Consider the following 26,813-nt stretch of genomic DNA (forward strand, 5'->3'; position numbering starts at 1 on the left):
TGATAATAAAAACAGATTTAGCTCTTATTTTAAGGGAAAAAGAAATAAATAAAATATTAGTAAATATCAAAAATATCAGCCTTTCAAAAATAATTTGACTCTTTTCAAAAAAAAATGTTATCTTTAAGGTATGCTTTAAACCTTCAATACTTCTATTGGTAACACTGTTCTCAATCTTATTTCAGATTTTCCCATTGAGCATAAATAAAATATTAAGCAGAAGTAGAAAAGGTTGATATTAGCAATAATAAAAATTAACAATAAAATGTGAAAACAGATTACTACTGATTATTTATTGCCATGAGCTAATTAGTAATAATTTGTCTTTTTTGATCGAAAAATGGAACTTTTTAAGCGGAGGAACTGAAAATTATGAAATCATCTTTAGTTATTCTTTATCATCGTCAACCCTATGATGAAGTAATAGAAGACGGGAAAGTTGTCTATCGTCAAAAGAAAAGTCCTAACGGTATTGTACCAACATTAAAGGGTTTCTTTTCTTATGCAGAAAAGGGTACATGGATTGCATGGCGAGAAGTAGATGAAAGTGAGAAAGAGGAATTTGAGCCAAGAATTACCAGTGATGAGGAGGAAACTAACTATACTGTTTTACGCATTGGTTTAACTAAAGAGCAGGTTAAAGATTTCTATCATATTACCTCTAAAGAGGCTTTTTGGCCTATTCTTCACTCTTTCCCTTATCATTTCACTTATGAGTCTTCTAATTGGGAAAACTTTCGGGAAGTCAACCGTCTATTTGCGGAAGCGGCGTGTAATGAAGCGGCCGACGATGCTTTGATTTGGATTCACGATTATAATTTGTGGTTAGTACCCCACTATATTAGACAAATTAAGCCTGATGCTAGAATTGCTTTCTTCCATCATACTCCTTTCCCTTCTGTTGATATATTCAATATCTTACCTTGGCGTGAAGAAATTATTAATAGTTTACTTTCTTGTGATGTAGTGGGTTTTCATATTCCTAGATACTCAGAAAATTTTGTTAATGTTGCCCGAAGTTTGTTGCCTGTGGAAATTGTTGAGAGACAACCTGTCTCTGGTCATATTATTCCCGTTGGTACAGCTTTAGCCGAACCAGAAATGGTAACTAAACTAAAGTATAAAAATCAATATGTCAAAGTCGATGCTTTCCCAGTGGGTACAAATCCTGACTTTTTCTTGTCGGTGTTAAATCAACCAGAAACTCAGCAACGTTTGAAGGAATTGGAAGCTGAATTTGAGGGGAAAAAGCTAATTATTGCGGCGGGTAGAGTTGACTATGTCAAGGGTAATAAGGAGATGTTAGAAGCATTTGGACGTTTATTAGAGCGTCGCCCTGATTTACACGGAAACATTCACTTTATAGTTAGTTGTGTTTCTCCTGCGGCGGGAATGAGAGTGTATGAGGAAGCTCAAAGTCAAATTGAACAGTTAGTAGGGCAAATTAATGGGCATTTTGGACGTTTAGATTGGACTCCGATTCTCTTATTTACTCAGGTGATTCCTATTTCTGAATTACTGTGCTACTATAAAATTTCTGATGTGTGTTGGACTACTCCTTTAAGGGATGGTTTAAATTTAGTAGCAAAAGAGTATATTATTACTCATCAAGGAGAAAACGGTGTCTTGATTTTATCTGAGTTTGTAGGAGCGGCAGTTGAGTTAGCCAATGCCATTCAAACTAATCCTTACTCTACAGATTTAATGGATAAGGCTATTGACAGAGCTTTGGCTATGTCTGTGGAAGAACAGAAAGAGCGTATGCAAAAAATGTACGAAGTTGTTACGAAATATGACGTAAAATATTGGGGCGATCGCCTCTTGGAGGTATTTAAGGAATTAAGTCACGAAGTTGATGAATAGTTTAGGTATAGGGTGTCAGGTGTCAGGAGAAGAGTTTATTAATTTTGCAACCGTAACTCTAATATCAGGAAAGGCTAAGGGGGAGATAATTCCCTCTATTAATTCTGATTTGCTTTGATAATCCCCTTGATTGGGATGGCGAAAAACGTGAATTTTCTGGTTTACTAAGTCGATTACCCAATATTCCTGAATACCAACCTCGGCGTATATCTGTTTTTTGATACCTAAATCTTTAGCCAAAGTAGAATCAGCTATCTCAATTAACCAATAAATATCTTCGGGGTAAGGGTGACGGGTGAAATATAATTCATCAGGAGTACGAGTAATAACAACATCTGGTTCTGGCTCAGAGTCTGTTAGAGTGATAGGATGAGCTTCCATTACTTCGGCTTTTTCTTGTAAAAGACTCCGTAAATATTTAACAGTATTGTGATTAGTGTATCGATGTAAAGGTTTTTCTGGACTCATTTCCACTATGTCTCCTTTGATAAATTCAACGATGCGATCGCATAAAATACCCGCATCAATCATTTTATGGTAATCGTCTAATGTCCATTTTGTAGGAGTTAGCATAGTTTTTATTATTATTAATATTCACTAAAATTTTAACCAATTAAATATTTCATTTACTGTTAATTTTAAATTAACTTTTTCTAAAACAGGTAAAGGATCATTATTTTTAAATAACCTTAATTTTTGTTCTGGTAAAAGAGCGAAAATAGCCTCTTCTTCTGGGTTAATTAACCAACCTAATTGAGTACCAAATTGAGAACAAAGTAACAATTTATCTAACACTTGAGTTAAACTTTGTTCAGGAGATAGAATTTCGATACACCAGTCTGGATAAGTATTTATTCGATTAGCAATTTTTCCTGTATCGGTTAACGGAATCTTATCCCATTCCAATACTACCACATCAGGCACGATCGACTTTGATTCAAAATTGCAACGCAATTCGGGAAAAGCACAAGCAATTTTTTCGGTTTCTGCAATATTATTAATTACAGCACAAAGTTTATACTGTATTCTACTATGTTGTCCTTGAGGCATGGGTTTTTGAGTAATTTTACCATCAATAAATTCAGAGGCTGGCTTTGTTTCGGGTTGTTGTAAAAAGTTTTCTAAGGTTAATTTCGGTTTAACTGTTGTCACCATAGTTTTTAATTAAGTAATGAGTAATAAATAGAGAGTAATTATTCATTAATTATAAATTTTTAATTTTTAACCAGTGATTTTTTGAAAAAACTGACAATATTGTCGATGTCCTTCAGGAAATACAAAGTTAACATTTAATGGCTCATCGGGATCATCTGGATGGGCTATTCCTTCTGTTACTATTAAGTTACCGTCAATATTTTCTACTTTAATCGGTTTACGGTTTTTGACTTCCCCACCAGAACTATCAACATAAGCAATGATATTATCAATATTAAACCCTTTACCTATATCTTGAATCAATTGTAAGAAATTGCGATCGCTTCCTCCTCTTTTCACTATTTTTTTTCCATTTTGCCAAGTTACTTGACTGTTAACGGTATCTCCCACTCCCATAATTAAGGGCATCGATTCAGGAGAAAATTTATCAATCACTAAATTAACTAACTCTTGATGATTATTCGGTGCTTGTTGGGGGCTAAAATCTTGACCAAGAGGATATTCTCCCGTATGTAAATAATAGTAATGATTGAGAATATATAAAACTCCCGCTTCTTTAACTGCACCTTTGAGCATAAATTGAAAATCTGTCGTGCCTGAATCGTTTTCTGTGGCTTCCTTCATTATTTCGACGCCCTCCTCGTCTCTGCCTAAATTAGGAGCTAAATGGAGAAAGAAAGAGTGTTTCAAGCCGTTTTTTTGAGCTTTGTCTAGTAACTCATCCATCAGTGCCTTTATCTCTTTTTGTAGGGCAAGATAAAGATGAGGATGATCTACAAATAAAGAGAAAAAAGTATTAAGGTTAATTGTAGGAGAAACTTGGTTAACTAAAATTACTGCGTCAAGAGCCTCGTTAATCACTTCCTTAGTTAAAAACGGAGCTTGATTTTGACAAAAATTCCGCAATCTCTCCTCAAAAATAGCTGGAATCGCCGATAAAAATGTTAATTCTTCCTGCTTTACCCCCGGATAAGTAATTTTACCGTAATTATCTTGCCATTGAACTCCCCCTCCTGCTAAACCAGATAGATAGTAACCTTCTTTTTTTACTATCTCAGGATTAGGGGCGGATTTTTCAATAATGTGGTTAACGCCAAATTTGCCAATATGTTCACCATTAGTTAATACGTAAAAATGATTATGTAAGTTACGGGCGGCTTTGACATAATTAAAATCAATAACTCGATGAAGGGGATTTTTGACTAACCCCATGCAAACTCCATCCAAGTCTTGAATAATTAATTTATTTTTGGTGTTAATTAATTTTTCTGCACATAAATCATGATTTAAAGATAAAGAAAATTGGTTGAGATTAGAATAAGTCATGAGAGGATTTTATGATTCTAGGTCAAAAGATAATCCACAACTGCAATGATGAGCAATGTTAGGATTTTTAAATTGGAATGCTCCCCCCATTAAATCCTCTAAATAGTCAATCGTCAAATTTTGCAGACGGGAATAAATTTCTGAATTAGCTACTATCACCATTCCTGAATCGTGGTTAAAGGTTAAATCTGCTTCGTTAATTTCCTGTGCAAATTCGATATTATAGGCATAGTTAAGACATCCTCCTTGATTGATACCAACTCGGATATGATTACAGTCAGGATATTGATTTTTTTGAATTCTTTTTAGTTCTGCGATCGCTCTTTTACTAATATTGATCATAATCTACATTTAAGTTTACTGTTAGAGGCAGTAAGGGGTAGGGAGTTAAAAATAATTCCTAATTACTAATCCCTAATTCCTAATAGAGTTTTTACCCTCTGGAATAGTCATCTTGAAAACGAATAATATCATCTTCCCCTAAATATTCGCCATTTTGTACCTCGATAATCACTAATTTAATAACCCCCGGATTTTCTAAACGGTGGGCGGTGCATTGAGGCACATAAGTTGACTGATTTGCCGCTAATATTTTTTCTTCATCTCCACAAACGACTTTAGCAGTGCCAGAAACAACAATCCAATGTTCACTGCGGTGATGGTGCATTTGTAAACTTAGACGATGGCCTGGGTTAACTTCAATACGTTTAATTTTGTAGCCAAATCCTTCCTCTAGGGTGGTAAAACTTCCCCAAGGGCGAGTTTCTGTAACCTGAATTTCTGATTTGTGAGGATGAGAAGTGGTGGAATGTATTTCTTGGGTTTTGTTTTGAGTCTGAGTTTTAGCCATAATAAGAGTATTGCAAATGATTCTGTTTTAAGTTATGGGTATGGTAATCTTAACTTAAGATAGCAATTGTTTTCTTATTTTGTGCAACTCTTTTTCTTCACTTCTATGGAAAAAAGGCAAAGTTAAAAGGGCAAGGGGCGAACCCCCCTTTATCCCCCCTCGAGAGGGGGGAGGGCAAAGGAAAAATTAAGAATTAAGAATTAAAAACTCCGAACACTCATTACTTTCTTCTAAAACCTGAAACTTGAAACCTGACAACTTGTCTCTCTCTCCTCATTTCCCGATACCTTAAGATTCCAGTTTCAAAACCGCCATAAAGGCTTCTTGAGGTACATCTACAGTTCCAATGGACTTCATCCGTTTTTTACCTTTGGCTTGTTTTTGTAGTAGTTTTTTCTTACGACTAATATCACCGCCATAACATTTCGCTAAAACATCTTTTCTTAAAGCAGGAATATGTTCACTAGCAATAATTTTAGACCCGATCGCAGCTTGAATAGGCACTTTAAATTGATGACGTGGAATCAATTCTTTTAATTTTTCCGTTAAAGCTCGTCCAACCTGATAGGCTTTGTCTCGATGGACAATCATGGCTAAAGCATCCACAGGATCTTTATTTACCATAATATCTAAGCGAATTAAATGATTTTCTCGATAACCAATTAAGTGATATTCCATACTGGCATAACCACGAGAACGAGATTTTAATTGATCAAAAAAGTCTGTAACTACCTCTGCTAAAGGTAATTCATAAATTAAATTAGTACGGTTGAGGGTAAAATATTTCATATCCACAAATACCCCTCGTCGAGTTTGACATAAATCCATCAGAGGGCCAACGTAGGTTTCAGGAGTAATCATTTCTACTCGGATGTAAGGCTCTTCGATTTTGATTCGTTTTTGTGGAGGAGGTAAGGCGCTAGGATTATCAATTTCGATTTCTTCGCCATCGGTGGTAGTAACTCGATAAACTACAGAAGGAGCGGTAGTAATTAAATCAAGATTATATTCTCTTTCTAAACGTTCTTGGACAATTTCCATGTGTAACAAGCCTAAGAAACCGCAACGGAAACCAAAGCCCATGGCTGAAGATGTTTCAGGTTCAAAGGAAAGGGCGGCATCATTGAGTTTTAGCTTTTCTAAAGCGTCCTTCAAGTCTGCATATTGATCTGCATCAGTGGGGAATAAACCGCAGAATACCATTGGTTTTGCTTCTGTATAACCGGGGAGAGGTTCTTTTGCTGGTTTACTGACTAGGGTGATGGTATCTCCTACCCGTGCATCTTCCACACTTTTAATAGCGGCGGCGAGATAGCCTACTTCTCCTGCGTGAAGTTCGTCAACTTGCACCTGAGTGGGGGAAAGTACCCCAATTTCATCTAAATCGTATTCTTTGCCTGATGCCATTAAACGGATGCGATCGCCTTTTTTAAGACTGCCATCCATCACACGGAAATAGACGATAACTCCCCGATAGGGGTCATAGTAACTATCAAAAATTAAAGCTCGAAAAGGCTTGTCTAAAGTATCTTGAGGTGGTGGTACTTGAGCGACAATAGCTTCTAAAATATCGTCAACACCAATACCTGTTTTCGCTGAAGCGTGAATAATATTACTACAATCTAAACCGACAACTTCTTCGATTTCATTGATGACTCTTTCAGGCTCTGCTCCGGGTAAATCAATTTTATTCAACACAGGGATAATTTCTAAGTCATTATCAAGGGCTAAATAGACATTTGCCAAAGTTTGAGCCTCTACTCCTTGAGAAGCATCAACTACCAATAAAGCACCCTCACAAGCGGCTAAAGAGCGAGATACCTCATAGGAAAAATCCACGTGACCAGGGGTATCAATTAAATTTAAAACGTATTCCTCTCCATCCTTCGCTTTATAGTTCATCCGTGCGGCTTGGAGTTTAATAGTAATGCCTCTTTCTCTTTCTAGCTCCATATTATCAAGGAACTGAGCCTTCATCTCCCGATCTGCCACAGTACCAGTTACCTGTAGCAAACGGTCTGCTAAAGTAGATTTACCGTGATCAATATGGGCAATAATACAAAAATTGCGCAGGCGTTTTACGGGAGTGTCAGTCATAGATGTCGTTGGTTTGATTTCAATAAATGGGCTAGTCAAAAATTAACGTTTCTTAACTTATTGTAATGGTGAGCTAGGAAAAACGCTCTTTATTTAGGAAAATAGAATTAAGATGATTTTGTTAGATTAGATAAGTATAAGATTAAAAGTAATTATTATGAATAATAACACTTTGTCAGAAGGACGTGGAGCAGAAAAGGTGGAAATTTCCATTCACATCGATTCTGAATTATTAGAAAAGGTAAGCCATCTTACTAATGATCCTAGTAGAATTATTGAGTCCGCTTTAAAACAATGGCTGAGGGGTGAAAGACAGCAGGATGATGATTTAACCCGTAGTCTCCGCCGTAATCCTCCTGTGCCACCTAGAGGGGAATGGAATGACTAAACTAAGCTAGTTTGCACCTAAGTTGACTGGTTAAGGTAGGGAAGAGGGAAGAGGGAAAGGGGAAAAGTTAGGCGTTTGAGTCATTTTTAAAATTTAATCAAAATGGGAAGTAAAATATGTCTTAGCTTAGGACACATCTAAATCATCGGGAAAAAGTAGGTAACTTCTAATCTGGTAAGCGTTTAAATAGTTTTTAAGAATTAATTAAAGTTGAATTTAATAGGTCTCAGTTTAAATAGGCAAATAGTTATAAATTGATGAGAGGAACAGATCACAAAAATCATGATGTCGAATATTGTGGAATATAATAATGGTCATATTTTCTCTCAATTGGGAGCAGAGCTAGTTTTCACTCAAAATGCACAAGGGGAATATCTTTCCTTTTATTGGAAATCTGATATTTATAATCAAAGTAATTTGGATCAAAAGACTTTTCAACCTTTAGTAAAAGAGACTTATTTAGAGCGTATTCGGCGGGTAATCAAACGGAAAATACCGGAGCAATGTAATTATGTTTTTTGTCATGAGCAGTTTTGTTTGCCCTTTGAGTTGATTATTAGTCCTATCATCTTGAGTGATGGTGCGGTAGAATCTGTTTTGGTAATGGGTAGAAGTTTGGATAATGCTTCTCACTTGTCCATTGAATCCACATCCGCCTTACCGACAAATCCCGATCCTTATCAGAAATTATTAACTAATATTGCCCGTAAGATTCGTCGTACTCTTGATTTAGAAACCATCGGACAACAAACCGTTGATAGTATTGGTGAGGCGTTAAAAGCTAGTCGTTGTTTGTTACTTATGCCAACAAACTCTAATAGTGAAATTTTGCAGGTGAAAGCAGAGTATTGTGAGCCTAAGTATAAATCATTGTTAGCCATGCAGATCAAATACAGCGACCATGAAGAAATGAAAGAGGCGATTATGTCTCGTAATGCAGTGATTTTTAATTCTAGTCATTGTGCTGATTGTGATGCTTTATCTACTTTGCTAGTGCCTACTTTCTATCAACAGGAATTGAATGGTATCATTTGTTTACATCAGTGCGATCGCCCCCGTAGTTGGAATGAAGCCGAACAAGAATTAGTACAGGAATTAGCGGATCAAGTGGGTACAGCTATGGCGCACGCTACTATTTATCAAAAGCTAGAAATTGCCAATAAAGAAGCGAAAGAAGCATCAAGGTTGAAAAGTGAGTTTCTAGCTAGTACAAGTCATGAATTGAGGACTCCATTGAATGGTATATTGGGTTTTCTCAAATTGGTTTTAGATGATATGGCTGATGATAAGGAGGAAGAAAGGGAGTTTATTGATCAAGCATATAATTCAGCACTACATTTACTCAATCTGATTAATGATATTTTAGACATTGCCAAAATTGAAGCAGGGAAGATGGAATTTGAACTGACATCCATTTCTTGGAATCAGATTTGTGATGAAATTCAGAAATTCGCTCACTCCCAAGCAGAGAAGAAAAATCTTTATTTTCATATTGAGCTACCCTCCACCTACGATGAAATACTACTTTACGCCGATTATCAAAGACTTTTGCAGGTAATGTTAAATTTAGTGGGTAATTCTTTAAAATTTACTCAAGAGGGAGGCATTGAAATAAAAGGGGAAATAGTACATAAACAAATCGAAATTAATGATGTTATTTTACCCGGAGTGTTAAAGATAAGTGTAGAGGATACGGGGATAGGAGTTGCTTTAGATAAACAAGAAAGACTGTTTGAAACATTTTATCAGGTTGATGGTTCACGTACGAAAGCCTACGGAGGTACAGGTTTAGGTTTAGCTATTTCCAAACGTTTAGTTGAAGCCATGGGGGGAAAAATATCGTTTTATAGTATGGGAGAATTTTTAGGTACAACTGTAACATTTACTATGCCTTTAGCTCAATTACCTTTGCTAAAAACGGAAAATCAAGACAAGATATCCGAGTAGTTTTTTTATTTGTTTTTATCATGATTTTTCTTAACAGATATTGGTATTGAAGACGTTTTTTTTGACTAATTTTGCTATTTCCCAAAAAGAAATAATACTTAGTCCTAATCTTTTTTATTTATTTTATTGTTTTTATTGTTAACATAACTACTATTAAAGATATTTTATCCCATTAAATAAAATCTCGATCGCCCTTTATTCTTTTGTTTTTAATAACTGGAATAACACTAATTTTTTTTAAGATTATAGTATATAATACACTCTTTAATAGAGATACGGTCGAGTCTTTTTGGCGATACCTATTTACAAATACCGAAACTTAAATTGTTGTTAGAATAACTCAAAAAACAGTTAGAAGGTATTAAATTTATGTCAAATTCTGAATCATTTATTAATTTCAGTTCTAAGGTAAATATTTTTTGATATTTTATATCTATGATTTTAGCAAATATGTTCATAAAACAGATGTTAATTAAAACAAATATTAATTAATAGTCCTGATAATTGCTCCCAATTTTTCATGATAAATTTCTATTTGAGAAGTCAATTTTTTGATTAAATTATTGGTTTCATCTTCGATTCTTTTTTCTCTAATTTTTTTCACTACAGAAAACACTGTATAAATAAAACCTACACTAATTATTCCCTGTCTTAAGGTAATTAAATCAATGTTAAAATTACTCATATTTTGTCCCCATAATAAGATTATTATTCCTATGAGCATAGCAGATGCGATCGCACCTATTTCTTTGATTGACCATAAAAACACTGGTTGAGAGGGAATATTAATCTCCATTTGATTTAAACTGTCCACAAAATCTTGTGCAATTATGGGATATTCTCGCATCAAAATCTCTAACCAAATTCCTTGATCTTCTTTCTCATCTTGCCACATTTTTAAATAGAATTTAACTATATCATGAATATAATTATTCAAATCCTCATTAGATTTTATTAACTTTAGTTTTTGCGGATATTCAGAGGAGAAAATATAAATAATTTTATTAGCAAAAGGTTGCCATACGATCTCAAATTGTTTGTTCCAGTCTTGTATATCTTGAGTGATTTTTAGCATAAACTTAAAATAAATAATTATAATTCTTAATTTTTTAAATCATTAATAATTTTATCAATAAAATCTAAGAAGTTTTTTGATTGTAAAATAATATCTTGATAGATATTCATATCATAATAAAGAGAAAGTAAATTTTCCGATGCTTCGATAGTAGGTTGATTGTCTCGCTCATAAATTTTTACATTTTCCTCGATTAAAAGAAAATATTGATCAACACTATTTCTTAATACTTGTTCTCTTTGTAAAACTTCTTTTTTGACATTGTTAAAAATTTCATATCTAGTATTTTTATTAGAGATAAAATTTTCTACATTTCGTGCAAATTTCAGTGTAAAAGACCCCCAATCTCCGATGTTATTACTAACATTAGTAATTAAATCTTCTTCTAGCTCTAAATGCTGTAAAAATGCACTATAGCTCCATTCGGGAAAAATGTCAATTTCGTCAATTTTGTTATTGCAATTTATGACACTTGTGTTTAGATAATCAATAAATGATTTATTGGCAACATTCCATTCTTCTTTTAATTGATTTACCCATATCGGCTTATCTTCTTTTATCAAATTTTTTGCTTTACCAATTACTTCATTTATTATTGTTTTTAAATGATTAAAAATAGATTGCTTTTCCTGCTTTAAAATTAATCTAATTGATTCTAGTTTGTTCAGAAAATTAACGTTTCTTTTCTCTAAAACTTTTGCCCTTAACCCTTCTAATTCTTTTACCTTTTCTTGCAAAGTAAAAATTTCAAATTGACAGTAACTAAGCACATTTTTTAAATGTTTTTGAATCTTACCTAGTCTCGGTAATAAAATTAATCTTTCTGTAATAAAAGAATCAAACAAATATTTTAACTGGAGTTTAAAATTATTAATATTTTTTTGATAATGAATAGCCATTTCCGAGTCATCTTGTTTAAGAACAGATAAAGCATCGATAGGAAATAATAAAGGGTTTCCTATGATTGAGTTACCAGTATTTTCTAATATTTTATTAGCTCGTTTTAATATTTTTTTAATTTGTTCATTATTTTCATCATCATCATCATCATCATCCCAAATAATCCCCATTCTATTAATAACAAATATGACATTCCCTTGAAGTAAATTATTTACATTATCAACGGCTTCTTGTTCTTTTTCCGATAATAATTTATCGGCTCTTAATACAATAATAGCTAGATCTGATTTTTCAATTTCTTGATAACTTAATTGAGTTAAATCTTCATTATCTAATAATCCGGGCGTATCTGTTAAATCGCAATCTTCATATAAAAAAAAAGTCGGTAATTTTATTTCTACTTTCTTGATATTTTCAGGAGGTTTAGCAATAACATCAGAAGTATCTAATAAAATATACTTTTTAATTTTATCAATACTAATTATTTCCGTAATTTGTCCTAGCCTAGAATCAAAATGAATCTTAGCATATTCTTTAGAGTCATGGCTAATAGTAGTAATTACACCTGTTGCTCTATCATTACGACTAGGTAATATTTTTTGACCTAAAATTGCATTAATAAAGGTAGATTTACCAGATTTAAAAATGCCAAATACAGAAATTCTTTTTTTATGTGTTAATAAATGATACTGTAATTCATAAAACCGATTAATTAAGGATTCAAAGTTTTGTATTTCTGTTTTTAGTTTAATATCACTAAAACTAGCGGATATACTTATTAGCTGAGTTGCTATATATTTAACCTCATGAGCAAAATAAACAAAATTAAATTGCTCATTTGGGGCAACATAACAATTTGGGTCATTAAAATAAAAGCGATTTACCATACTATTTTATTGACGAAAAATATATTTTATTTAATTTTTAATGAGTTGTTTTCCTTGATAAACCCATTTTATTTCTTCTAAAGAATACTCTCTATCATAGGTATTTTTACTAATCTCGTTAAATAAATATATAACTTCGTTTTTAATGGCAGAAATTCTAATTTTTTCTTTTTCGATAGAAAATTCTTTATCTTTTTTATCTTGAATAATTTTATCTTGTTCTTTTCTTACTTCTTCTATTTGTTGCTGAATTGCAGAAGTTATTTGATTTTTTAGACTATCAAATTGCTCGTTTATTTTTTTTATAACAACTTTTTTTAATTCTGGTAACTTGATTTCAACTTCTTCAAAAACCTTTTGTCCTATTTTAATCATTAATTTATTTTTAGATTTCTCTCCTTTACGAACAAATGTAAAAATTTCTGTCCCAATTAAAACAAACCATTCAATTGCGGCAGGAAATATTAATAAAATAGATGTTACTAAAACAGTTTGTTTGATACTTTCCCAGAAAAAATTTGACCAATCATTATCTCCCATTACACTACTATTCATCGTACTAAAATCACCTAGTATTGTACTAATTATTAACTGCATTACTGTATCCGCACGATTTTCTATTACATCAATTAAATTTTCTCCCGTAAAAAGAGATTCAATCAAAGAAATTTCCCTTGCAAAGTCTTGAATAGATGTATCTAATTGTTTCTGCAAAGTATCTAAATCTTTATTAATAATAATTGGAATACGATTAGCCCAAAATTCAAATTTAAACTCTACATATTTTTTTAAATCATCATTAATTGCTTTTGTAGTTGCACTGCGAGTTAATTCATCTATCGTCGCTGAAAAAAGACTAATAAAGTTTAGCTTATCTAAATTGGTGAATTTTTTATAATCAGATTCCCAATCTTCTTTCATTTTCATGACATAAGTTTCTAAATCAAAACATAATTTATCTCGGATAGTATTGGCATATAAATCGATAATTTCTTTAATCCGATTTTCCCTTTCTTCTAATAGCTTTAACTTTTTCTCCGCAACAATTCTTCTTTCTTCTAATACTGATAAAGGTTCACCTAATAATTTTTCTTGTTGAATTATTTTCTGTTCTAATTTATCAATAGTTAATATTAATAAGTCAACCACAGAACTAACCTCAGCCCTAAATTTTGATCCTGTCGTTAAGAAATTTTCTAACTCTTTTTCAAACTCTAAGATTCCTGATTCTTCTACTAATGATTGCTTAATTGGATCTTTTCTTCTACCTTTAAATGCAGATTTAGAATTGATTAAAAATAAGCGATTATTTAATAAATCTCCGTCTAAGTTGCCTTGTTCATCTAAATACAAATCCTTAATAAAATTAGCAAAAGCTGTTCTTGTTTTTTCTCTTTGATTGTTGGTATAATCATCGTCATCATCATCGACTAAATCTATTTTATTGACCACAAAAAAGATATTTTCGTTATTATTACCCTGTTTAAAATTAGCCTTAATAAATTCCCTTTCTTCCTGCCTTAATATGTGGGTTGCATCAAAAATGAAGATAACCGCATGGGATTGTTGTAAAAATTCTGTGGTTAATTTTGTTCGAGCAATTTGTTCCCCAATTCCCGGAGAATCGATTAATCTTACTCCTCCTTTACACAGGTTATAATTACATTCTATTTCCGCAAATTCAATGTCTTTAAAGCGATTAATATAATGGGTTGTATTTAAAGTTTCTTGATCCTCAAGATCTAAAACATATTGTTTATCAAACTCCTCAAAAGAGATGTATTTAGGTTGTTGATTGTTGCTATAATATAGCTTAACATTTTCTTCTTCTCCATAGACTAATATAGTAATAATGGCGGTAGCAGGACAATTATCCATCGGTAATTTACGACTGCCTAACATAGCGTTTAAAAGGGTACTTTTACCATTACTAAATGTTCCTAAAACTAGAACATTAAAGATTCCATGTTTTAAATCTTTTGACCGTTGTTGAAGGTTTTTTGCCTCACTAATTATGCCTAATCCAGCCTTAACTTTTTCTCCATTATGGAGTTCCATTTCTGTTTCTTGATAATCGCCAATTAAGAGAGAAATTTTATCTATGGCATTGGTAATATTTTCTAATTTATGACTAATATTTTCATATCCTTTTACGGTGTTATCATTGTCAAAATGACCCATTAACATAGCTGTAAAACTGTTAATATTACCCTCTATTTCTATGGCTTTTTTGATACGGTTATTGATTTCTTCTTCCGTTAGTTTATTATTATTAATTTCTTGTTGTAAATTCTCTATTTCCTGTAAGGCGTCTTGATATTTTGATTCGGCTTCCTGTCTCAATCTTTCTATTTCCTCTTTTTTCTGAGATTCCAGAAGTGCGATCGCATCTTGTTTTTGTTGTAAGATTTGCTGATATTTAGACTCAGTTTTTTGCTGTAAAATTCCTATTTCTTCTTTCTGTTTTGCGTCAGCCTCAGCTCGTTTTTTGATTCTTTCTGCCTCCTCTTTTAATTCATTTAATTCCTTTTCAAATTCAAGGGTAGGATTAGGAGGAGTCACAAACTTTTGGAAATGAAAATTATCATCATAAAATGAGCGATAATACCAAATACCTAATTCCCAAGCGTATTGAATATGAGTTAAAGCAGTATCATAATCAGGTTTATCATAATTGAGATGAGTAGCATTATTTCCTTCTATTCTTATTTTATGAAAAAGAGTTAATTGTTCATATAAATCTTTAATTTGATGCTGGAATAAACCACTATTTTCTAATTTTTTGAGAATGAAAAATTGTTCTTCTTTATTATTAATATGAATACCTACTTTTAAAGCGACTTGTTTCGCTAATAACTCTCCAAACTGTCTCAGTTTAAATAAGCAAGTATTTGGGTCAATATATAAAAAATACTCCGCCAAAGAAGCTAAATGGGCTAATTGTTGATTCTGAGGCTGGAGAAAGGAAAAATTAGAAGATACTCGAATCATGATTAATCTTTTTGAAACTGATTAAGATGCAGATAGTTTGAAACTTAAATAATACAATACCAAAAGAGAGGACACTATGATACAAAAAAAGACGAGATTTATTAAAAGTTAGTTAATTTAAGGCTTACAATCTATTGACTATTAATGTATTGTTTTTTACTTCATGATTGGCTTCATCTCAGAGAAATAAAATAATTTTATAAATTAAAGAAGTCTAATTTTATGGGCTATCTCTTCAGCAACGGGTATAACCGATAAACGATTTCCTTTTCTTACTATTAATAATTCATCTCCTGAAAACTTAGTTTTTAAAGTTGTTAAAGAAATTACCTGAGAAAATTTTTCCTGATATTGAACCCTAACCGTAAACCATCTAGGATGCTCTACAGTTGCTTTTGGGTCAAAATATGAGCTTTTTGGGTCAAATTGGGTTGGATCGGGTAAATTTGCTTCTATAATCATCATTAAACCAACTATTGAGGGAGATTTACAGTTAGAATGATAGAAAAAAGCTATATCTCCCACTTGCATTTGTTGTAAATAATTCCTTGCCTGATAGTTACGCACTCCATCCCAAATCGTCCTTTTTTCTCTTTCTAAATCATCGATACTATATACATTAGGTTCGGATTTCATTAACCAATATGCCACAATTTTTCCTCTTTTTTTATTGCTAAATTTTTGAATATTTTATCTTGAATATGATTTTATTTACAGATAAGATGTCTGTTTAACTATATTTATTGATTTAGGATTTAATTACATCTTTTAATTGATGAAGCCAATTTAAAAAGTTGTTTATATCTTCCCTAAAATTATGCCAAACAGAAAAATAGTTATTAACTAAAGTTTCTAATCTATCAATATCTAATTCAAAACCATAAATATTTCTCACAATATGTCGAAAACCCAGATAATCTTTTAGTTGTTTTACTGTGTTTTTAGTAATTACACCAGGGCGATCATTTTGCTCATTTGCCATCCTTTCTAATAAACGCCTATGCCAATCAAAACTAGATGGTTTTCCTCCATTTAATTCATCAGTTATGATTTGAAAAATACGCTCACAACCAGTGTAAAAATTATGTAATTTTAGAGCTAAACTTTCAAATAGCGTAATAGTTAATTCTGGATATTGGGGTATTTTTTCGTAAGTTTCTTTTATGTCTTTCTCTAGTTGATTCATCCTGGATAACTCATTTTCAATATCGGTGATTATTTCGGTTATTTGATTAACATTAATTTTTCTCATAGATACATTCCCCTTTTTTTAATACTTTTTCCAAGAAATAAGGTTCTAAATCTTCCAATGGTTTTAAATCAACCATATATTTTATTCCTAAGTCATTTACTACCGCAAAAGCATGAAAAAAATCACTTTTTTTAATACCTTCTACCGCTAAGTCAATGTCTGATTCTTCGTCAAATTTATCTGTTAGCAATGAGCCAAATAGGATAATTTTATTTACGCTAAATTCTTCGATTAAAACTTGTTTTATTTTATTTAAAACTTCCCTTGCTTTTTTCTTTTCTTCGAGATTTTTTTGTTTTTGTTGAATTATTTTATTTTGCCAATACTTAATATAAATATCTTCGGTAGTCATAGATAAATTAAGTTATTTAATCAGTAACAAATGCTTAGGCTGGTATATAATAATTAATTAGACTTCTCCCATAATTTAACATCTTTTCCTGTGCTTAAGGTTTCTTGCCTAAACTCTGGAGATGTCCGTTTTTAATTTTTCATTCTTAATTCTTTATTCACTAAAAAATGTCTTTTGTTGGTTTACATATCCATACTGATTATAGTTTGCTCGATGGCGCTTCTCAAATTCCTGCTTTGGTAGAACGTGCTACAGAATTAAATATGCCTGCGATCGCAGTTACGGATCATGGTGTAATGTATGGAGCAATACAACTGATTAAAAATTGTTTGAATAAAGGAATAAAGCCGATTATCGGTAACGAGATGTATGTAATTAACGATGATATAACAATTCCTCACAAAAAAATCAGAAAATATCATCAAATTGTTTTAGCAAAAGATAAAAAAGGTTATCAAAATTTAGTTAAATTAACCACTATTTCTCACTTGGAAGGAATGCAAGGAAAGGGGATTTTTTCTCGCCCTTGTGTTAATAAAGAATTATTAGAAAAGTATCATGAAGGATTAATCGTAACAAGTGCCTGTTTAGGGGGAGAAATTCCCCAAGCAATTTTACAAGGGGATGATAAAAGAGCGAGGGAAGTTGCTAAGTGGTATAAGAATGTTTTTGGTGATGATTTTTATTTAGAAATTCAGGATCATGGATCTCAAGAAGATAGAATTGTCAATATTGAAATTGTTAAAATAAGTGAAGAATTAGACATAAAAATAGTAGCAACTAATGATTCTCACTTTATTTCCTGTTATGATGTAGAAGCCCATGACGCTCTTTTATGTATTCAAACTAATAAAAATATTGACGAGATAAAAAGACTTAGATATTCAGGCACAGAATACCTTAAATCTCCTGAAGAAATGAGGCTATTATTCAGGGATCATCTTGATAGTGAAACCGTTGAAAAAGCTATCATTAATACTTTAGAAATAGCCGATAAAGTTAAGCCTTATAATGTGTTAGGAGAACCTCGTATTCCCGATTTTAAAGTACCGGCAGGGCATACTCCAGAAAGCTACTTAGAAGAAGTGACATGGCAAGGTTTATTAAAAAGACTTAAATGTATTAAACGTAGTGAAATAAATCCCGAATATCGTCAGCGTTTAGAGTATGAATTAAAGATGATGGAAAAGATGGGTTTTTCCACTTATTTTTTAGTAGTTTGGGACTATATAAAATATGCTAGAGATAATAATATTCCTGTAGGACCTGGTAGAGGTTCTGCGGCTGGATCTCTGGTAGCTTATGCGTTGGGAATTACCAATATTGATCCTGTTCATCATGGTTTATTATTTGAAAGATTTTTAAATCCTGAACGTAAATCTATGCCTGATATTGATACGGATTTTTGCATAGAAAAAAGGGATAAAATGATTAAATATGTCACAGATAAATACGGAGAAAGTAACGTTGCTCAAATTATTACTTTTAACCGTTTAACGTCTAAATCAGTGTTAAAAGATGTGGCTAGAGTGATTGGCATTCCTTATGCTGAGTCTGATTATATGGCGAAACTGATTCCCGTTTCGAGGGGAAAACCTACTAAATTAAAGGTGATGATTTCTGATGAAACTCCCTCTCCAGAATTTAAGGAAAAATACGATACAGATCCAAAAGTTAAGCGTTGGATTGATATGGCAATTAGAATTGAAGGAACTAATAAAACTTTTGGAGTTCATGCCGCAGGAGTTGTTATTTCTAGTCAACCATTAGATGAAATTGTACCTCTACAAAAAAATAATGAAGGGGCGGTTATTACTCAATATTTTATGGAAGATTTAGAGTCTTTAGGCTTATTAAAAATGGATTTTTTAGGCTTGAAGAATTTGACTACAATTCAAAAAACAGCAGAGTTAATTCAGTATAATCGCCACATAAAAATAGAAGTAGATGAGTTGCCTTTAGGGGAGAGAAAAGCTTTAGAAATTTTGGCAAAAGGCACAAGTAAAAAGTTACCTGCTGATGTGGCTAAAACCCATCAACTGCTTGAATCAGGAGATTTGGAAGGGGTTTTTCAGCTAGAGTCTGACGGGATGAAACAGATTGTAAGGGATTTAAAACCGTCTGGCATTGAGGATATTTCTTCTATTTTAGCTTTATATCGTCCAGGTCCATTAGATGCAGGATTGATTCCTATTTTTATTAATCGCAAACATGGTAGAGAAAAAATTGAGTTTCAGCATCCCATGTTGAAGCCTATTTTAACGGAAACTTATGGCGTTTTATGTTACCAAGAGCAAATTATGAAAATGGCACAAGATTTGGCAGGATATTCATTGGGAGAAGCAGACTTGTTACGCCGTGCTATGGGTAAGAAAAAGGCTTCTGAAATGCAAAAACATCGAGAAATTTTTATTGATGGTGCGGTAAAAAATGGAGTAAATCAGGCGATCGCAGAAAATTTGTTTGAGCAAATGGTAAAATTTGCGGAGTATTGTTTGAGTTATGATACAGAAATTTTAACAGTAGAATATGGAGCAATTTCTATAGGTAAAATAGTAGAAGAAAAGATTAATTGTCAAGTTTATAGTGTGGATAAAAATGGCTTTATTTATACTCAAAATATTGCTCAATGGCATGACAGAGGCTCACAGGAATTATTTGAATATGAATTGGAGGATGGTCGAATTATTAAGGCAACAAAAGACCATAAAATGATGACAAAAGATGGTCAAATGTTAGCTATCAATGATATTTTTGAACAAGAATTAGAACTATATTCTGTGGATGACATGGGGGTAATGAGTTAGGAGTTAGAAGTTTTTAATTTTTAATTTTTCATTCTTCCTTTGCTCATTGCCCCTTGAGTTAAACTAATTTACATTCTCCATCAGGGCATAAATCATATAATTCAACAGGTACAGGTTTTACTTTCCAAATGTCTTCGCAATATTCTTTGATACTGCGATCGCTCGAAAATTTGCCCATCCGTGCTACATTTAAAATAGACATTTTTGCCCATTTATCTTTATCTCTGTAGGCTTCTGCCACACGATCTTGGCACTCAATGTAAGAATGATAGTCCGCAAAGAGTAAATAACGATCATCATAGAGTAAAGAATTAACCAGACGTTGAAATAGGCTACCATCACGGTGGGAGAAAAATCCCGAAGAAATCTGGTCGATCGCCTGTTTTAGACTATCATGATAGTAGTCCCAAGGGTTATAGCCACTGGATTTAAGTTGTTCGACTTCTTGGGCGGTTAAACCGAAAAGGAAAAAGTTTTCTTCCCCTACACATTCCCTGATTTCCACATTTGCACCATCTAAAGTACCAATGGTTAACGCACCGTTAAGAGAAAATTTCATATTACCTGTGCCTGATGCTTCTTTGCCTGCAAGAGAAATTTGTTCTGATAAATCCGCCGCAGGATAGATTTTTTGCGAGTTAGTAACATTATAATCTGGCATGAATACCACTTTGATGCGATCGCGCACATCAGGATCATGATTAACCACCTCCGCCACAGAAGTAATTAATTTAATCATCAACTTAGCCACATGATAAGAAGGTGCGGCCTTACCGCCAAAAATAAAAGTACGGGGTACAATATCTAAATCAGGATGTTGCTTGAGACGGTTATAGAGGGTGATGATATGTAAAACATTGAGATGTTGTCTTTTGTATTCGTGAATCCGTTTTACTTGCACATCAAATAACGACTCAGGATTAATTTTGATACCCTGCTGTTGTTCAACTTGAGAGGCTAAATCTTTCTTCACCGCCAATTTAACATCCATCCATTGTTTACGGAATGCCCCATCATCAGCAAATTTCTCTAAACCCTTCAACTCCTCAAGATTTTTAATCCAACCATCGCCAATTTTACTGGTAATTAACTCCGTCAAACGGGGATTACTTAACACCATCCAACGACGAGGAGTCACCCCATTAGTTTTGTTGCTAAACTTCTCAGGATAAAGCTCATACCAATCTTTCAAAACCGTTTCTTTGAGCAACTCTGAATGTAATTGAGCCACCCCATTAATGGCAAAACTACCGACACAGGCTAAATGTGCCATGCGAATAGATTTTTCTTCTCCTTCTTCTATTAAAGATAAACTCCATAACTTGCCTTCATCCCCCGGAAAACGGATTGCAACTTCATCTAAGAAACGGCGATTAATTTCATAGATAATTTCTAAATGACGGGGCAAAATTGAAGCAAATAAGTCTAAATTCCATTTCTCCAAGGCTTCGGGTAAGAGAGTATGGTTAGTATAAGCAAAAGTGCGAGTAGTGACATCCCACGCAGTTTCCCAATCTAATTCGTGTTCATCGAGTAATAAACGCATTAACTCTGCTACACTAATGGCAGGGTGAGTATCATTTAATTGAACGACAAAAGTTTCATAAAAGTTTTCAACCTTACCACCTCGTCTTAAATGTAAGGCAATCATATCTTGCAAAGAACAGGAAACAAAAAAGTATTGTTGCCTTAGTCGTAACTCTTTACCCTGTATTTGTTCATCATTGGGATAAAGAATTTTACTGATATTTTCACAAATAACCTTTTCATTTACCGCCCCGTAATAATCCCCCACATTGAAGGCTTGAAAATCAAAGGATTCTGGAGCTTCGGATTTCCAGAGACGCAGAGTATTAGCAGTATTAACTTGATAACCGAGAATAGGAGTATCATAAGCTACCCCTTTCACCACCAAGTCAGGCACCCAATTACTGCCATAATGCCCGTGAGAGTCGGTATAATGTTCCACATGACCCCCTAATTTCACCTCGTAGGTTACTTCAGGGCGACGAATTTCCCAAGGATTACCGTAACGTAACCATTGGTCTGTAATTTCTACCTGCCAACCATCTCGAATTTCTTGGTCAAAAATACCGAATTCATAACGAATACCGTAGCCAATAGCAGGTATTTCCAAAGTAGCTAAAGAATCCATATAACAGGCCGCTAAACGCCCTAACCCTCCATTTCCAAGCCCCGGCTCTTCTTCTTGGGCGATCAGATGTTCTAAATCTAAGCCTAATTCCTCTACTGCTTGTTTAACTCGATCATAAATGCCTAAGTTGATTAAATTATTGCCCAAGTGAGGTCCTAAAAGGTATTCGGCGGAAAGATAAGAAACTACACGGGTTTTTGATTGTAAGTAACTATCAACGGTGACTGCCCATCTTTGTAACATTCTGTCTCGGATGGTATAGGCTAAAGCCATGTAGTAATCGTTTTCTGTGGCAATAGTGGGGAATTTCCCTTGGATGTAAAACAGGTTATCTGCGATCGCCCTTTTTAGGGTAGGAATACTTAAACCGGTGCGATCGTCTTCTACAGTAACATTATTATTGTTAGGAGGAAGAGAATTGTTAGAGGTTTTTTTATCGTCTGTGATTTCGGTGGTTTTTTTCATAAAATTATCAAAAATATTCATTGATACCTCCTCATTAGATCATTTTCTTGAATCAGTATTTCCCCTATAGCCTAACAAGTTATTATCCAAATTCAGGTTAATAAATAATAAAATTATGATCAAGAAAGTTAAGATAAAGTAAAAATAAAATCCCATACAGATTTAAGTCATGGTTGCAATTCAAGAAACAATTAAAGGTTCTAATTTATCCCCTGAAGAATATTTGACCCAAGAGGAAAAAGCCTTAACAAAGCATGAATATATCAATGGTGAGGTTTATGAAATGGCTGGTGCAAGTTCTGCTCATGTTACAATATCCCTTAATGTGGCATCTCTCTTAAAAGCTCATTTAAAAGGTAGTAATTGCCGAGTTTTTATTTCAGATATGAAAGTAAGAATCGATCGTTTAAATGTGTTTTATTATCCCGATGTAATAGTTACCTGTAACGAAAAAGATCGAGAATTAAATTATTACAAAAAAGCACCACAAATTATCATTGAAGTTTTATCAGAAAGTACAGAATCTTTTGATAGAGGCGATAAATTTGCTGACTATCGCACCATAGAAACTTTACAAGAATATGTTTTGATTTCTCAAACAAAAAAACGGGTTGATTTATTCACTAGAAAAAATTGTAATTCATGGGAATTAAGCTCATTTTCAGAGGGAGAAAAATTAACTTTAAATAGCATTAATTTTACTTGCTCTGTGTTAGATTTATATGAAGATATTGATGTCAAATAAATTTGACGCTCCTAAACATCTTCAGTGACCGCATCTCAGATTTAATCGAAAATAACAATAACATTAGAAAACAGCCGAATTTAACACAAAAATCGATTATTGCTAAAAAAACGTCAACACTAACCCTATTGCTCGTTGTCTGTGGCTTATTAACATCTGACGATGTTAGATACGTTATAATCTATAATCGAGATTCATTAGTTGAATAGAGAGTTAATCGAGTTTCCTCCTTTTATCATCCTCAAACAATTATAAAGATTTGTTAAGATTGATGTGTCAAATATCACAAGGTTATTTTCAGGATATATCTTGAAACAAATTTATTGGTGATTTTGAGTTTATTTAAACTACAAAAAACTATTCAAAAAATAATCACTACCATAAAATATGAATGATTTTTTATATTTAGCACCTACCGTAGGTGTGTTTGTTTTTGGTATTATTATTCTTCAATTCTTCGACAAGAAATCACCATTAGGTAGAGGAATATTAGTTTCTGTTTTCTTTTTGTTGACTGTGAGGTATCTTCTATGGAGAGGTTTTTATACCCTAAATTTAGCAACAAAACTCACAACTGCAATTAGTTTATTTATTTTTATTCTTGAATTTATTACTTTAATTGTTCCCCATTTCGAGTTATTTTTAGGTATCAAAAGAAACTATCGTCATCAAGAAGCCGATTTTTGGGAAGCAACCGTTAAAGAAAATCAATATTCCCCCACCGTTGACATTTTTATTCCAACCTATAATGAATCGATCGCAATCTTAAGACGTACAATAATTGGCTGTCAAGCCATAGAATATCCCCACAAAAAAGTATATCTTTTAGATGACGGCAATAGAAAAGAAGTAGAAGAATTAGCCTTTCAATTAGGTTGTAACTATATCGCCAGAGAAGAACATCAACACGCAAAAGCAGGAAACCTCAATCATGCTTTAAAATTAACTAACGGGGATTTAGTGACAGTATTTGATGCAGATTTTGTGCCTTGTAAAAATTTTCTCACTCGCACAGTAGGATTTTTCCAAAAACCAGAATTAGGCTTATTACAAACCCATCAACACTACTATAATCAAGACACCGTTGCCCGAAATCTAGGCTTAGAGAATATCCTTGGACATCCCACAGAAGAATGCTCTTCTCGACTTAATCAACCAATGCGAGACTATTATAACAGCGTTATGTGTTATGGTAGCTCTTTTATTGTCAGAAGATCCGCCCTTAATGAAGTGAATGGCTTTTATACTGATTCTGTTGCCGAAGACTACTTTACAACAATTCTTTTACTAGGGAAAAAATATGAAGTAATTTATTTAACAGAAAGATTAAGCGCCGGATTAGTGCCAGAGAATATTCCTGCTTTATTTCGCCAAAGAATGCGATGGGCTCAAGGCACAATGGAAGGTTTTTTTGTCTCTGCAAATCCTCTCACCATTAAAGGTTTAAATTTTCATCAAAGAATTATTTATCTAACGGGAGTTATTCACTGGTTTACCAGTATTAGTATCTTAATTTCTCTTGTTATTTTTCCCCTTTGTTTTATATTTAAAATGCCTCCCTTAGTCACCAATGTTCATGATTGGCTCTCATATTTTCTACCATTAATGGTATTTCAATTTACGATTTTTTATCGAATTTGTGATAATTCAACTGCAAAAATTGTCGCTGATATTTATAGTTTAATTTTAGCTTTTCCCGTTTCATTAGCAATCATTAAAACTCTCGTTAAGCCTTTTTCTGGAGGTTTTAAAGTTACTCCGAAAGGAATTTGCACCGATAAAGCTATTTTTCGTTGGAATTTAGCTCTACCTCTAATTTATGCTTTTATTTCTACACTATCTAGTTTAATTGTTTGTATTTATTTATTGTTTAATAGTGAATCAGTTAATAGCTTGATAGTAGAATTAAGATTTGCTTACAGCAGTTTAGAAATAGGTATTTTTTGGAATTTATACTATTTAATACTTTTAACTGTGGCAATATTAGCTTTTGTCGAAAAACCTCAAAAAGATTTTTATCCGTGGTTAAATATTAATACTTCCATTAACATCAAGATTAATAACAATATACAATTATATGGCTTTAGTTATTCCCTCTCTGAAAAAGGAGTAAAAATATCTTTTCCTGATAACTATTCTTTGCCATTAATTAAACATGATTCAACGGTTGAATTACATTTTAATGAGTTAAATTTAACCCTAAACGGCATAGTTAAAGACGTGAATTTTAGAAGTAGAAAAGTAGATTTATTGATAGAATATCCGCAACTAAATTTATCTGAGTACCGCACATTAGTAGAGTTTTTATTTTGTAGTCCTCACCGATGGCAAACTAAAATTGTACCTAATGAAATACAGTCTATTTTAATCTTATTAAATGTGGTGAAAAATAAAATTCTGCTCTTTCCTTTTCAGAAAAAACAAAATAAGTTAGGACGTTATAAACACTTAAGTATCAAGGCTGAGTTAGATATTATTAACTACTAAACCCCTGATTCTGAAAAATTAGTTACCAATTTAATTATTGATAAAAAAGAATATATAGGGACTAAGTATTTAGACTTATATAAAAAAAAGGAATGATCGAGATAACAAATATTTTGCCAATTTTTTCAAAAATTACAGTCAATTACGGAAAATTTTTGTTAAATTAAACTTAATAATTCGTAATAGTTGCTAAGACAATGTTACTAAAAGCAGAAACAAATCCATTTCAATTACTAGATGAGCGTCCTCAAGATACTGTGAGATTGGCGAATGTATGGGAAAGAGTAGATAATAATAGTTGTCCTTATCAATATAATTTTCATTTACACACAAGTTGTTCTGATGGTCAATTAACCCCTGAATCCTTAATAGAACAAGCGATCGCACTTGGCTTAAAAGGTTTAGCTATTTCTGATCATCACAGCGTCAAAGGTTTTTATCGTGCGTATAAATGGTTACAAGAGAAATCAAAATTTAATCCAAGAGTTAGCCTACCCTATTTGTGGACTGGAATTGAAATTACTTCAGAGTTAAACGGAACAAATGTACACATTTTAGGTTACGGTTTTGACCCTGAAAGTGAACATTTACAAAAATATCTAACAGGGGAAAATCCCGAAGGAAAAAATGCCAAAGCGGAAAAAGTCATAAAATCCTTACATCGAGCAGGAGGATTAGTCGTTTTAGCTCACCCCTTTCGTTATCGTCGTAGTGCCGAGGAATTGATTAGAGAGGCTTATGAAGTTGGTATTGACGGAGTAGAAGTCTATTATGCCTACGGTAATCCCCAACCTTGGATACCTAGTGTTAAACAGACAACTCAAGCCTTAAAATTAGCCCGTAGATACAATTTATATACCACTTGCGGTACAGATACCCATGGTAACAATATTTTAATTCGTCTTTAGGAAATTGAAATATTGTGGCTTATCAATTCATAGTAAGATTAATTACTTATAAGTTCTTCCTTAACTCAACCATCGACAGATGGAAGTTTAGGAAACTTGAAATTCCTGACAAGCTGTTGTAATACAGTTACCATTTTCAACAAAAGCAACAATTCTAACTCTT

Annotated in this window: 20 protein-coding genes; 7 read left to right on the plus strand and 13 right to left on the minus strand. The window is 32.8% G+C overall.

Translation table 11 applies throughout. The features are described 5' to 3' along the window. Nucleotides 1-372 precede the first annotated feature (372 nt). Entirely contained in the window at nt 373-1,863 is a 1,491-nt protein-coding gene (gene ggpS / locus CYAN10605_RS02120) for a glucosylglycerol-phosphate synthase (protein ID WP_015218288.1), read from the plus strand. 15 nt (nt 1,864-1,878) lie between these two features. Here the strand turns inward: ggpS and CYAN10605_RS02125 are convergent, their stop codons facing one another. From CYAN10605_RS02125 to lepA, 6 genes are all read right to left on the minus strand, one after another. Then, nucleotides 1,879-2,436, minus strand: coding sequence for a Uma2 family endonuclease (locus CYAN10605_RS02125; RefSeq protein ID WP_015218289.1), 558 nt, complete (start codon nt 2,434-2,436; stop codon nt 1,879-1,881). A gap of 24 nt (nt 2,437-2,460) precedes the next feature. Then, complete coding sequence (locus CYAN10605_RS02130; protein ID WP_015218290.1) at nt 2,461-3,018, minus strand: Uma2 family endonuclease; 558 nt, start codon at nt 3,016-3,018, stop codon at nt 2,461-2,463. A 66-nt stretch (nt 3,019-3,084) separates the two neighbouring features. Then, entirely contained in the window at nt 3,085-4,344 is a 1,260-nt protein-coding gene (stpA, locus tag CYAN10605_RS02135; protein ID WP_015218291.1) for a glucosylglycerol 3-phosphatase, read from the minus strand. A 9-nt stretch (nt 4,345-4,353) separates the two neighbouring features. Next, nucleotides 4,354-4,686 carry a HesB/IscA family protein gene (locus CYAN10605_RS02140; protein WP_015218292.1) on the minus strand — a complete coding sequence of 111 codons (333 nt, stop codon included), beginning with the start codon at nt 4,684-4,686 and terminating at the stop codon, nt 4,354-4,356. A 91-nt stretch (nt 4,687-4,777) separates the two neighbouring features. Further along, nucleotides 4,778-5,194, minus strand: a complete 417-nt coding sequence (locus CYAN10605_RS02145) for a cupin domain-containing protein (RefSeq protein WP_015218293.1) — start codon at nt 5,192-5,194, stop codon at nt 4,778-4,780. A gap of 288 nt (nt 5,195-5,482) precedes the next feature. Then, entirely contained in the window at nt 5,483-7,291 is a 1,809-nt protein-coding gene (gene lepA / locus CYAN10605_RS02150; protein ID WP_015218294.1) for a translation elongation factor 4, read from the minus strand. 157 nt (nt 7,292-7,448) lie between these two features. On the opposite strand from lepA, the gene CYAN10605_RS02155 reads away from it, so the two are divergent. Together CYAN10605_RS02155 and CYAN10605_RS02160 are read left to right on the plus strand one after the other, a co-directional pair. After that, nucleotides 7,449-7,679, plus strand: coding sequence for a type II toxin-antitoxin system CcdA family antitoxin (locus tag CYAN10605_RS02155; RefSeq protein WP_015218295.1), 231 nt, complete (start codon nt 7,449-7,451; stop codon nt 7,677-7,679). Nucleotides 7,680-7,961: 282 nt separating this feature from the next. After that, on the plus strand, nt 7,962-9,626 hold the full coding sequence (locus CYAN10605_RS02160; protein ID WP_015218296.1) for a GAF domain-containing hybrid sensor histidine kinase/response regulator: 1,665 nt from the start codon (nt 7,962-7,964) through the stop codon (nt 9,624-9,626). 484 nt (nt 9,627-10,110) lie between these two features. Here the strand turns inward: CYAN10605_RS02160 and CYAN10605_RS02165 are convergent, their stop codons facing one another. The 6 genes from CYAN10605_RS02165 to CYAN10605_RS02190 all read right to left on the minus strand — a co-directional run bounded on the left by CYAN10605_RS02165 (nt 10,111) and on the right by CYAN10605_RS02190 (nt 17,083). Further along, nucleotides 10,111-10,701: a hypothetical protein gene (locus tag CYAN10605_RS02165; protein WP_015218298.1), complete on the minus strand. Its 591-nt coding sequence runs from the start codon at nt 10,699-10,701 to the stop codon at nt 10,111-10,113. A gap of 26 nt (nt 10,702-10,727) precedes the next feature. Continuing rightward, nucleotides 10,728-12,488 (minus strand): dynamin family protein, encoded by a 1,761-nt coding sequence (locus CYAN10605_RS02170; protein ID WP_015218299.1) that lies wholly within the window; start codon nt 12,486-12,488, stop codon nt 10,728-10,730. Between the two features lie 30 nt (nt 12,489-12,518). After that, complete coding sequence (locus CYAN10605_RS02175; RefSeq protein WP_015218300.1) at nt 12,519-15,479, minus strand: dynamin family protein; 2,961 nt, start codon at nt 15,477-15,479, stop codon at nt 12,519-12,521. 204 nt (nt 15,480-15,683) lie between these two features. Beyond that, entirely contained in the window at nt 15,684-16,115 is a 432-nt protein-coding gene (locus tag CYAN10605_RS02180; RefSeq protein WP_015218301.1) for an EVE domain-containing protein, read from the minus strand. Between the two features lie 112 nt (nt 16,116-16,227). Then, a complete protein-coding gene (locus tag CYAN10605_RS02185) occupies nt 16,228-16,731 on the minus strand; it encodes a ribonuclease toxin HepT-like protein (protein WP_015218302.1) in 504 nt (167 codons plus the stop codon). Then, nucleotides 16,718-17,083: a nucleotidyltransferase family protein gene (locus CYAN10605_RS02190; protein ID WP_015218303.1), complete on the minus strand. Its 366-nt coding sequence runs from the start codon at nt 17,081-17,083 to the stop codon at nt 16,718-16,720. Before CYAN10605_RS02190 ends, CYAN10605_RS02185 begins: the two co-directional genes overlap by 14 nt. 167 nt (nt 17,084-17,250) lie before the next feature. Here CYAN10605_RS02190 and CYAN10605_RS02195 point away from each other — a divergent pair, with 167 nt between their 5' ends. Then, on the plus strand, nt 17,251-19,890 hold the full coding sequence (locus CYAN10605_RS02195) for a trans-splicing intein-formed DNA polymerase III subunit alpha N-terminal partner DnaE-N (RefSeq protein WP_015218304.1): 2,640 nt from the start codon (nt 17,251-17,253) through the stop codon (nt 19,888-19,890). A gap of 58 nt (nt 19,891-19,948) precedes the next feature. On the opposite strand, the gene CYAN10605_RS02200 is transcribed toward CYAN10605_RS02195, so the two are convergent. Next, on the minus strand, nt 19,949-22,531 hold the full coding sequence (locus CYAN10605_RS02200; protein ID WP_015218305.1) for a glycogen/starch/alpha-glucan phosphorylase: 2,583 nt from the start codon (nt 22,529-22,531) through the stop codon (nt 19,949-19,951). A 148-nt stretch (nt 22,532-22,679) separates the two neighbouring features. Between CYAN10605_RS02200 and CYAN10605_RS02205 the strand changes: the two genes are divergently transcribed. The 3 genes from CYAN10605_RS02205 (at nt 22,680) to CYAN10605_RS02215 (ending at nt 26,650) form a co-directional block, all read left to right on the plus strand. Next, nucleotides 22,680-23,255 carry a Uma2 family endonuclease gene (locus CYAN10605_RS02205; protein WP_015218306.1) on the plus strand — a complete coding sequence of 192 codons (576 nt, stop codon included), beginning with the start codon at nt 22,680-22,682 and terminating at the stop codon, nt 23,253-23,255. Nucleotides 23,256-23,642: 387 nt separating this feature from the next. After that, the gene (locus tag CYAN10605_RS02210) at nt 23,643-25,742 is read left to right on the plus strand and encodes a glycosyltransferase family 2 protein (RefSeq protein WP_015218307.1); all 2,100 of its coding nucleotides are present in this window, start codon (nt 23,643-23,645) and stop codon (nt 25,740-25,742) included. 197 nt (nt 25,743-25,939) lie between these two features. Further along, nucleotides 25,940-26,650 (plus strand): PHP domain-containing protein, encoded by a 711-nt coding sequence (locus tag CYAN10605_RS02215; RefSeq protein ID WP_015218308.1) that lies wholly within the window; start codon nt 25,940-25,942, stop codon nt 26,648-26,650. Nucleotides 26,651-26,813: the final 163 nt, after the last annotated feature.

The organism is Cyanobacterium aponinum PCC 10605 (assembly GCF_000317675.1).
In the GTDB taxonomy this organism is placed as follows: Bacteria; Cyanobacteriota; Cyanobacteriia; order Cyanobacteriales; family Cyanobacteriaceae; genus PCC-10605.

What these genes read in the sequence shown, in the direction of transcription:
- CYAN10605_RS02145 (WP_015218293.1), bottom strand. Translation starts at nt 5,194, where the DNA reads ATGGCTAAAACTCAGACTCAAAACAAAACCCAAGAAATACATTCCACC.
- ggpS (WP_015218288.1), top strand. Translation starts at nt 373, where the DNA reads ATGAAATCATCTTTAGTTATTCTTTATCATCGTCAACCCTATGATGAA.
- CYAN10605_RS02170 (WP_015218299.1), bottom strand. Translation starts at nt 12,488, where the DNA reads ATGGTAAATCGCTTTTATTTTAATGACCCAAATTGTTATGTTGCCCCA.
- CYAN10605_RS02160 (WP_015218296.1), top strand. Translation starts at nt 7,962, where the DNA reads ATGATGTCGAATATTGTGGAATATAATAATGGTCATATTTTCTCTCAA.
- CYAN10605_RS02185 (WP_015218302.1), bottom strand. Translation starts at nt 16,731, where the DNA reads ATGAGAAAAATTAATGTTAATCAAATAACCGAAATAATCACCGATATT.
- stpA (WP_015218291.1), bottom strand. Translation starts at nt 4,344, where the DNA reads ATGACTTATTCTAATCTCAACCAATTTTCTTTATCTTTAAATCATGAT.
- CYAN10605_RS02195 (WP_015218304.1), top strand. Translation starts at nt 17,251, where the DNA reads ATGTCTTTTGTTGGTTTACATATCCATACTGATTATAGTTTGCTCGAT.
- CYAN10605_RS02140 (WP_015218292.1), bottom strand. Translation starts at nt 4,686, where the DNA reads ATGATCAATATTAGTAAAAGAGCGATCGCAGAACTAAAAAGAATTCAA.
- CYAN10605_RS02190 (WP_015218303.1), bottom strand. Translation starts at nt 17,083, where the DNA reads ATGACTACCGAAGATATTTATATTAAGTATTGGCAAAATAAAATAATT.
- CYAN10605_RS02130 (WP_015218290.1), bottom strand. Translation starts at nt 3,018, where the DNA reads ATGGTGACAACAGTTAAACCGAAATTAACCTTAGAAAACTTTTTACAA.
- CYAN10605_RS02125 (WP_015218289.1), bottom strand. Translation starts at nt 2,436, where the DNA reads ATGCTAACTCCTACAAAATGGACATTAGACGATTACCATAAAATGATT.
- CYAN10605_RS02215 (WP_015218308.1), top strand. Translation starts at nt 25,940, where the DNA reads ATGTTACTAAAAGCAGAAACAAATCCATTTCAATTACTAGATGAGCGT.
- CYAN10605_RS02165 (WP_015218298.1), bottom strand. Translation starts at nt 10,701, where the DNA reads ATGCTAAAAATCACTCAAGATATACAAGACTGGAACAAACAATTTGAG.
- CYAN10605_RS02155 (WP_015218295.1), top strand. Translation starts at nt 7,449, where the DNA reads ATGAATAATAACACTTTGTCAGAAGGACGTGGAGCAGAAAAGGTGGAA.
- CYAN10605_RS02200 (WP_015218305.1), bottom strand. Translation starts at nt 22,531, where the DNA reads ATGAATATTTTTGATAATTTTATGAAAAAAACCACCGAAATCACAGAC.
- CYAN10605_RS02205 (WP_015218306.1), top strand. Translation starts at nt 22,680, where the DNA reads ATGGTTGCAATTCAAGAAACAATTAAAGGTTCTAATTTATCCCCTGAA.
- CYAN10605_RS02210 (WP_015218307.1), top strand. Translation starts at nt 23,643, where the DNA reads ATGAATGATTTTTTATATTTAGCACCTACCGTAGGTGTGTTTGTTTTT.
- lepA (WP_015218294.1), bottom strand. Translation starts at nt 7,291, where the DNA reads ATGACTGACACTCCCGTAAAACGCCTGCGCAATTTTTGTATTATTGCC.
- CYAN10605_RS02180 (WP_015218301.1), bottom strand. Translation starts at nt 16,115, where the DNA reads ATGAAATCCGAACCTAATGTATATAGTATCGATGATTTAGAAAGAGAA.
- CYAN10605_RS02175 (WP_015218300.1), bottom strand. Translation starts at nt 15,479, where the DNA reads ATGATTCGAGTATCTTCTAATTTTTCCTTTCTCCAGCCTCAGAATCAA.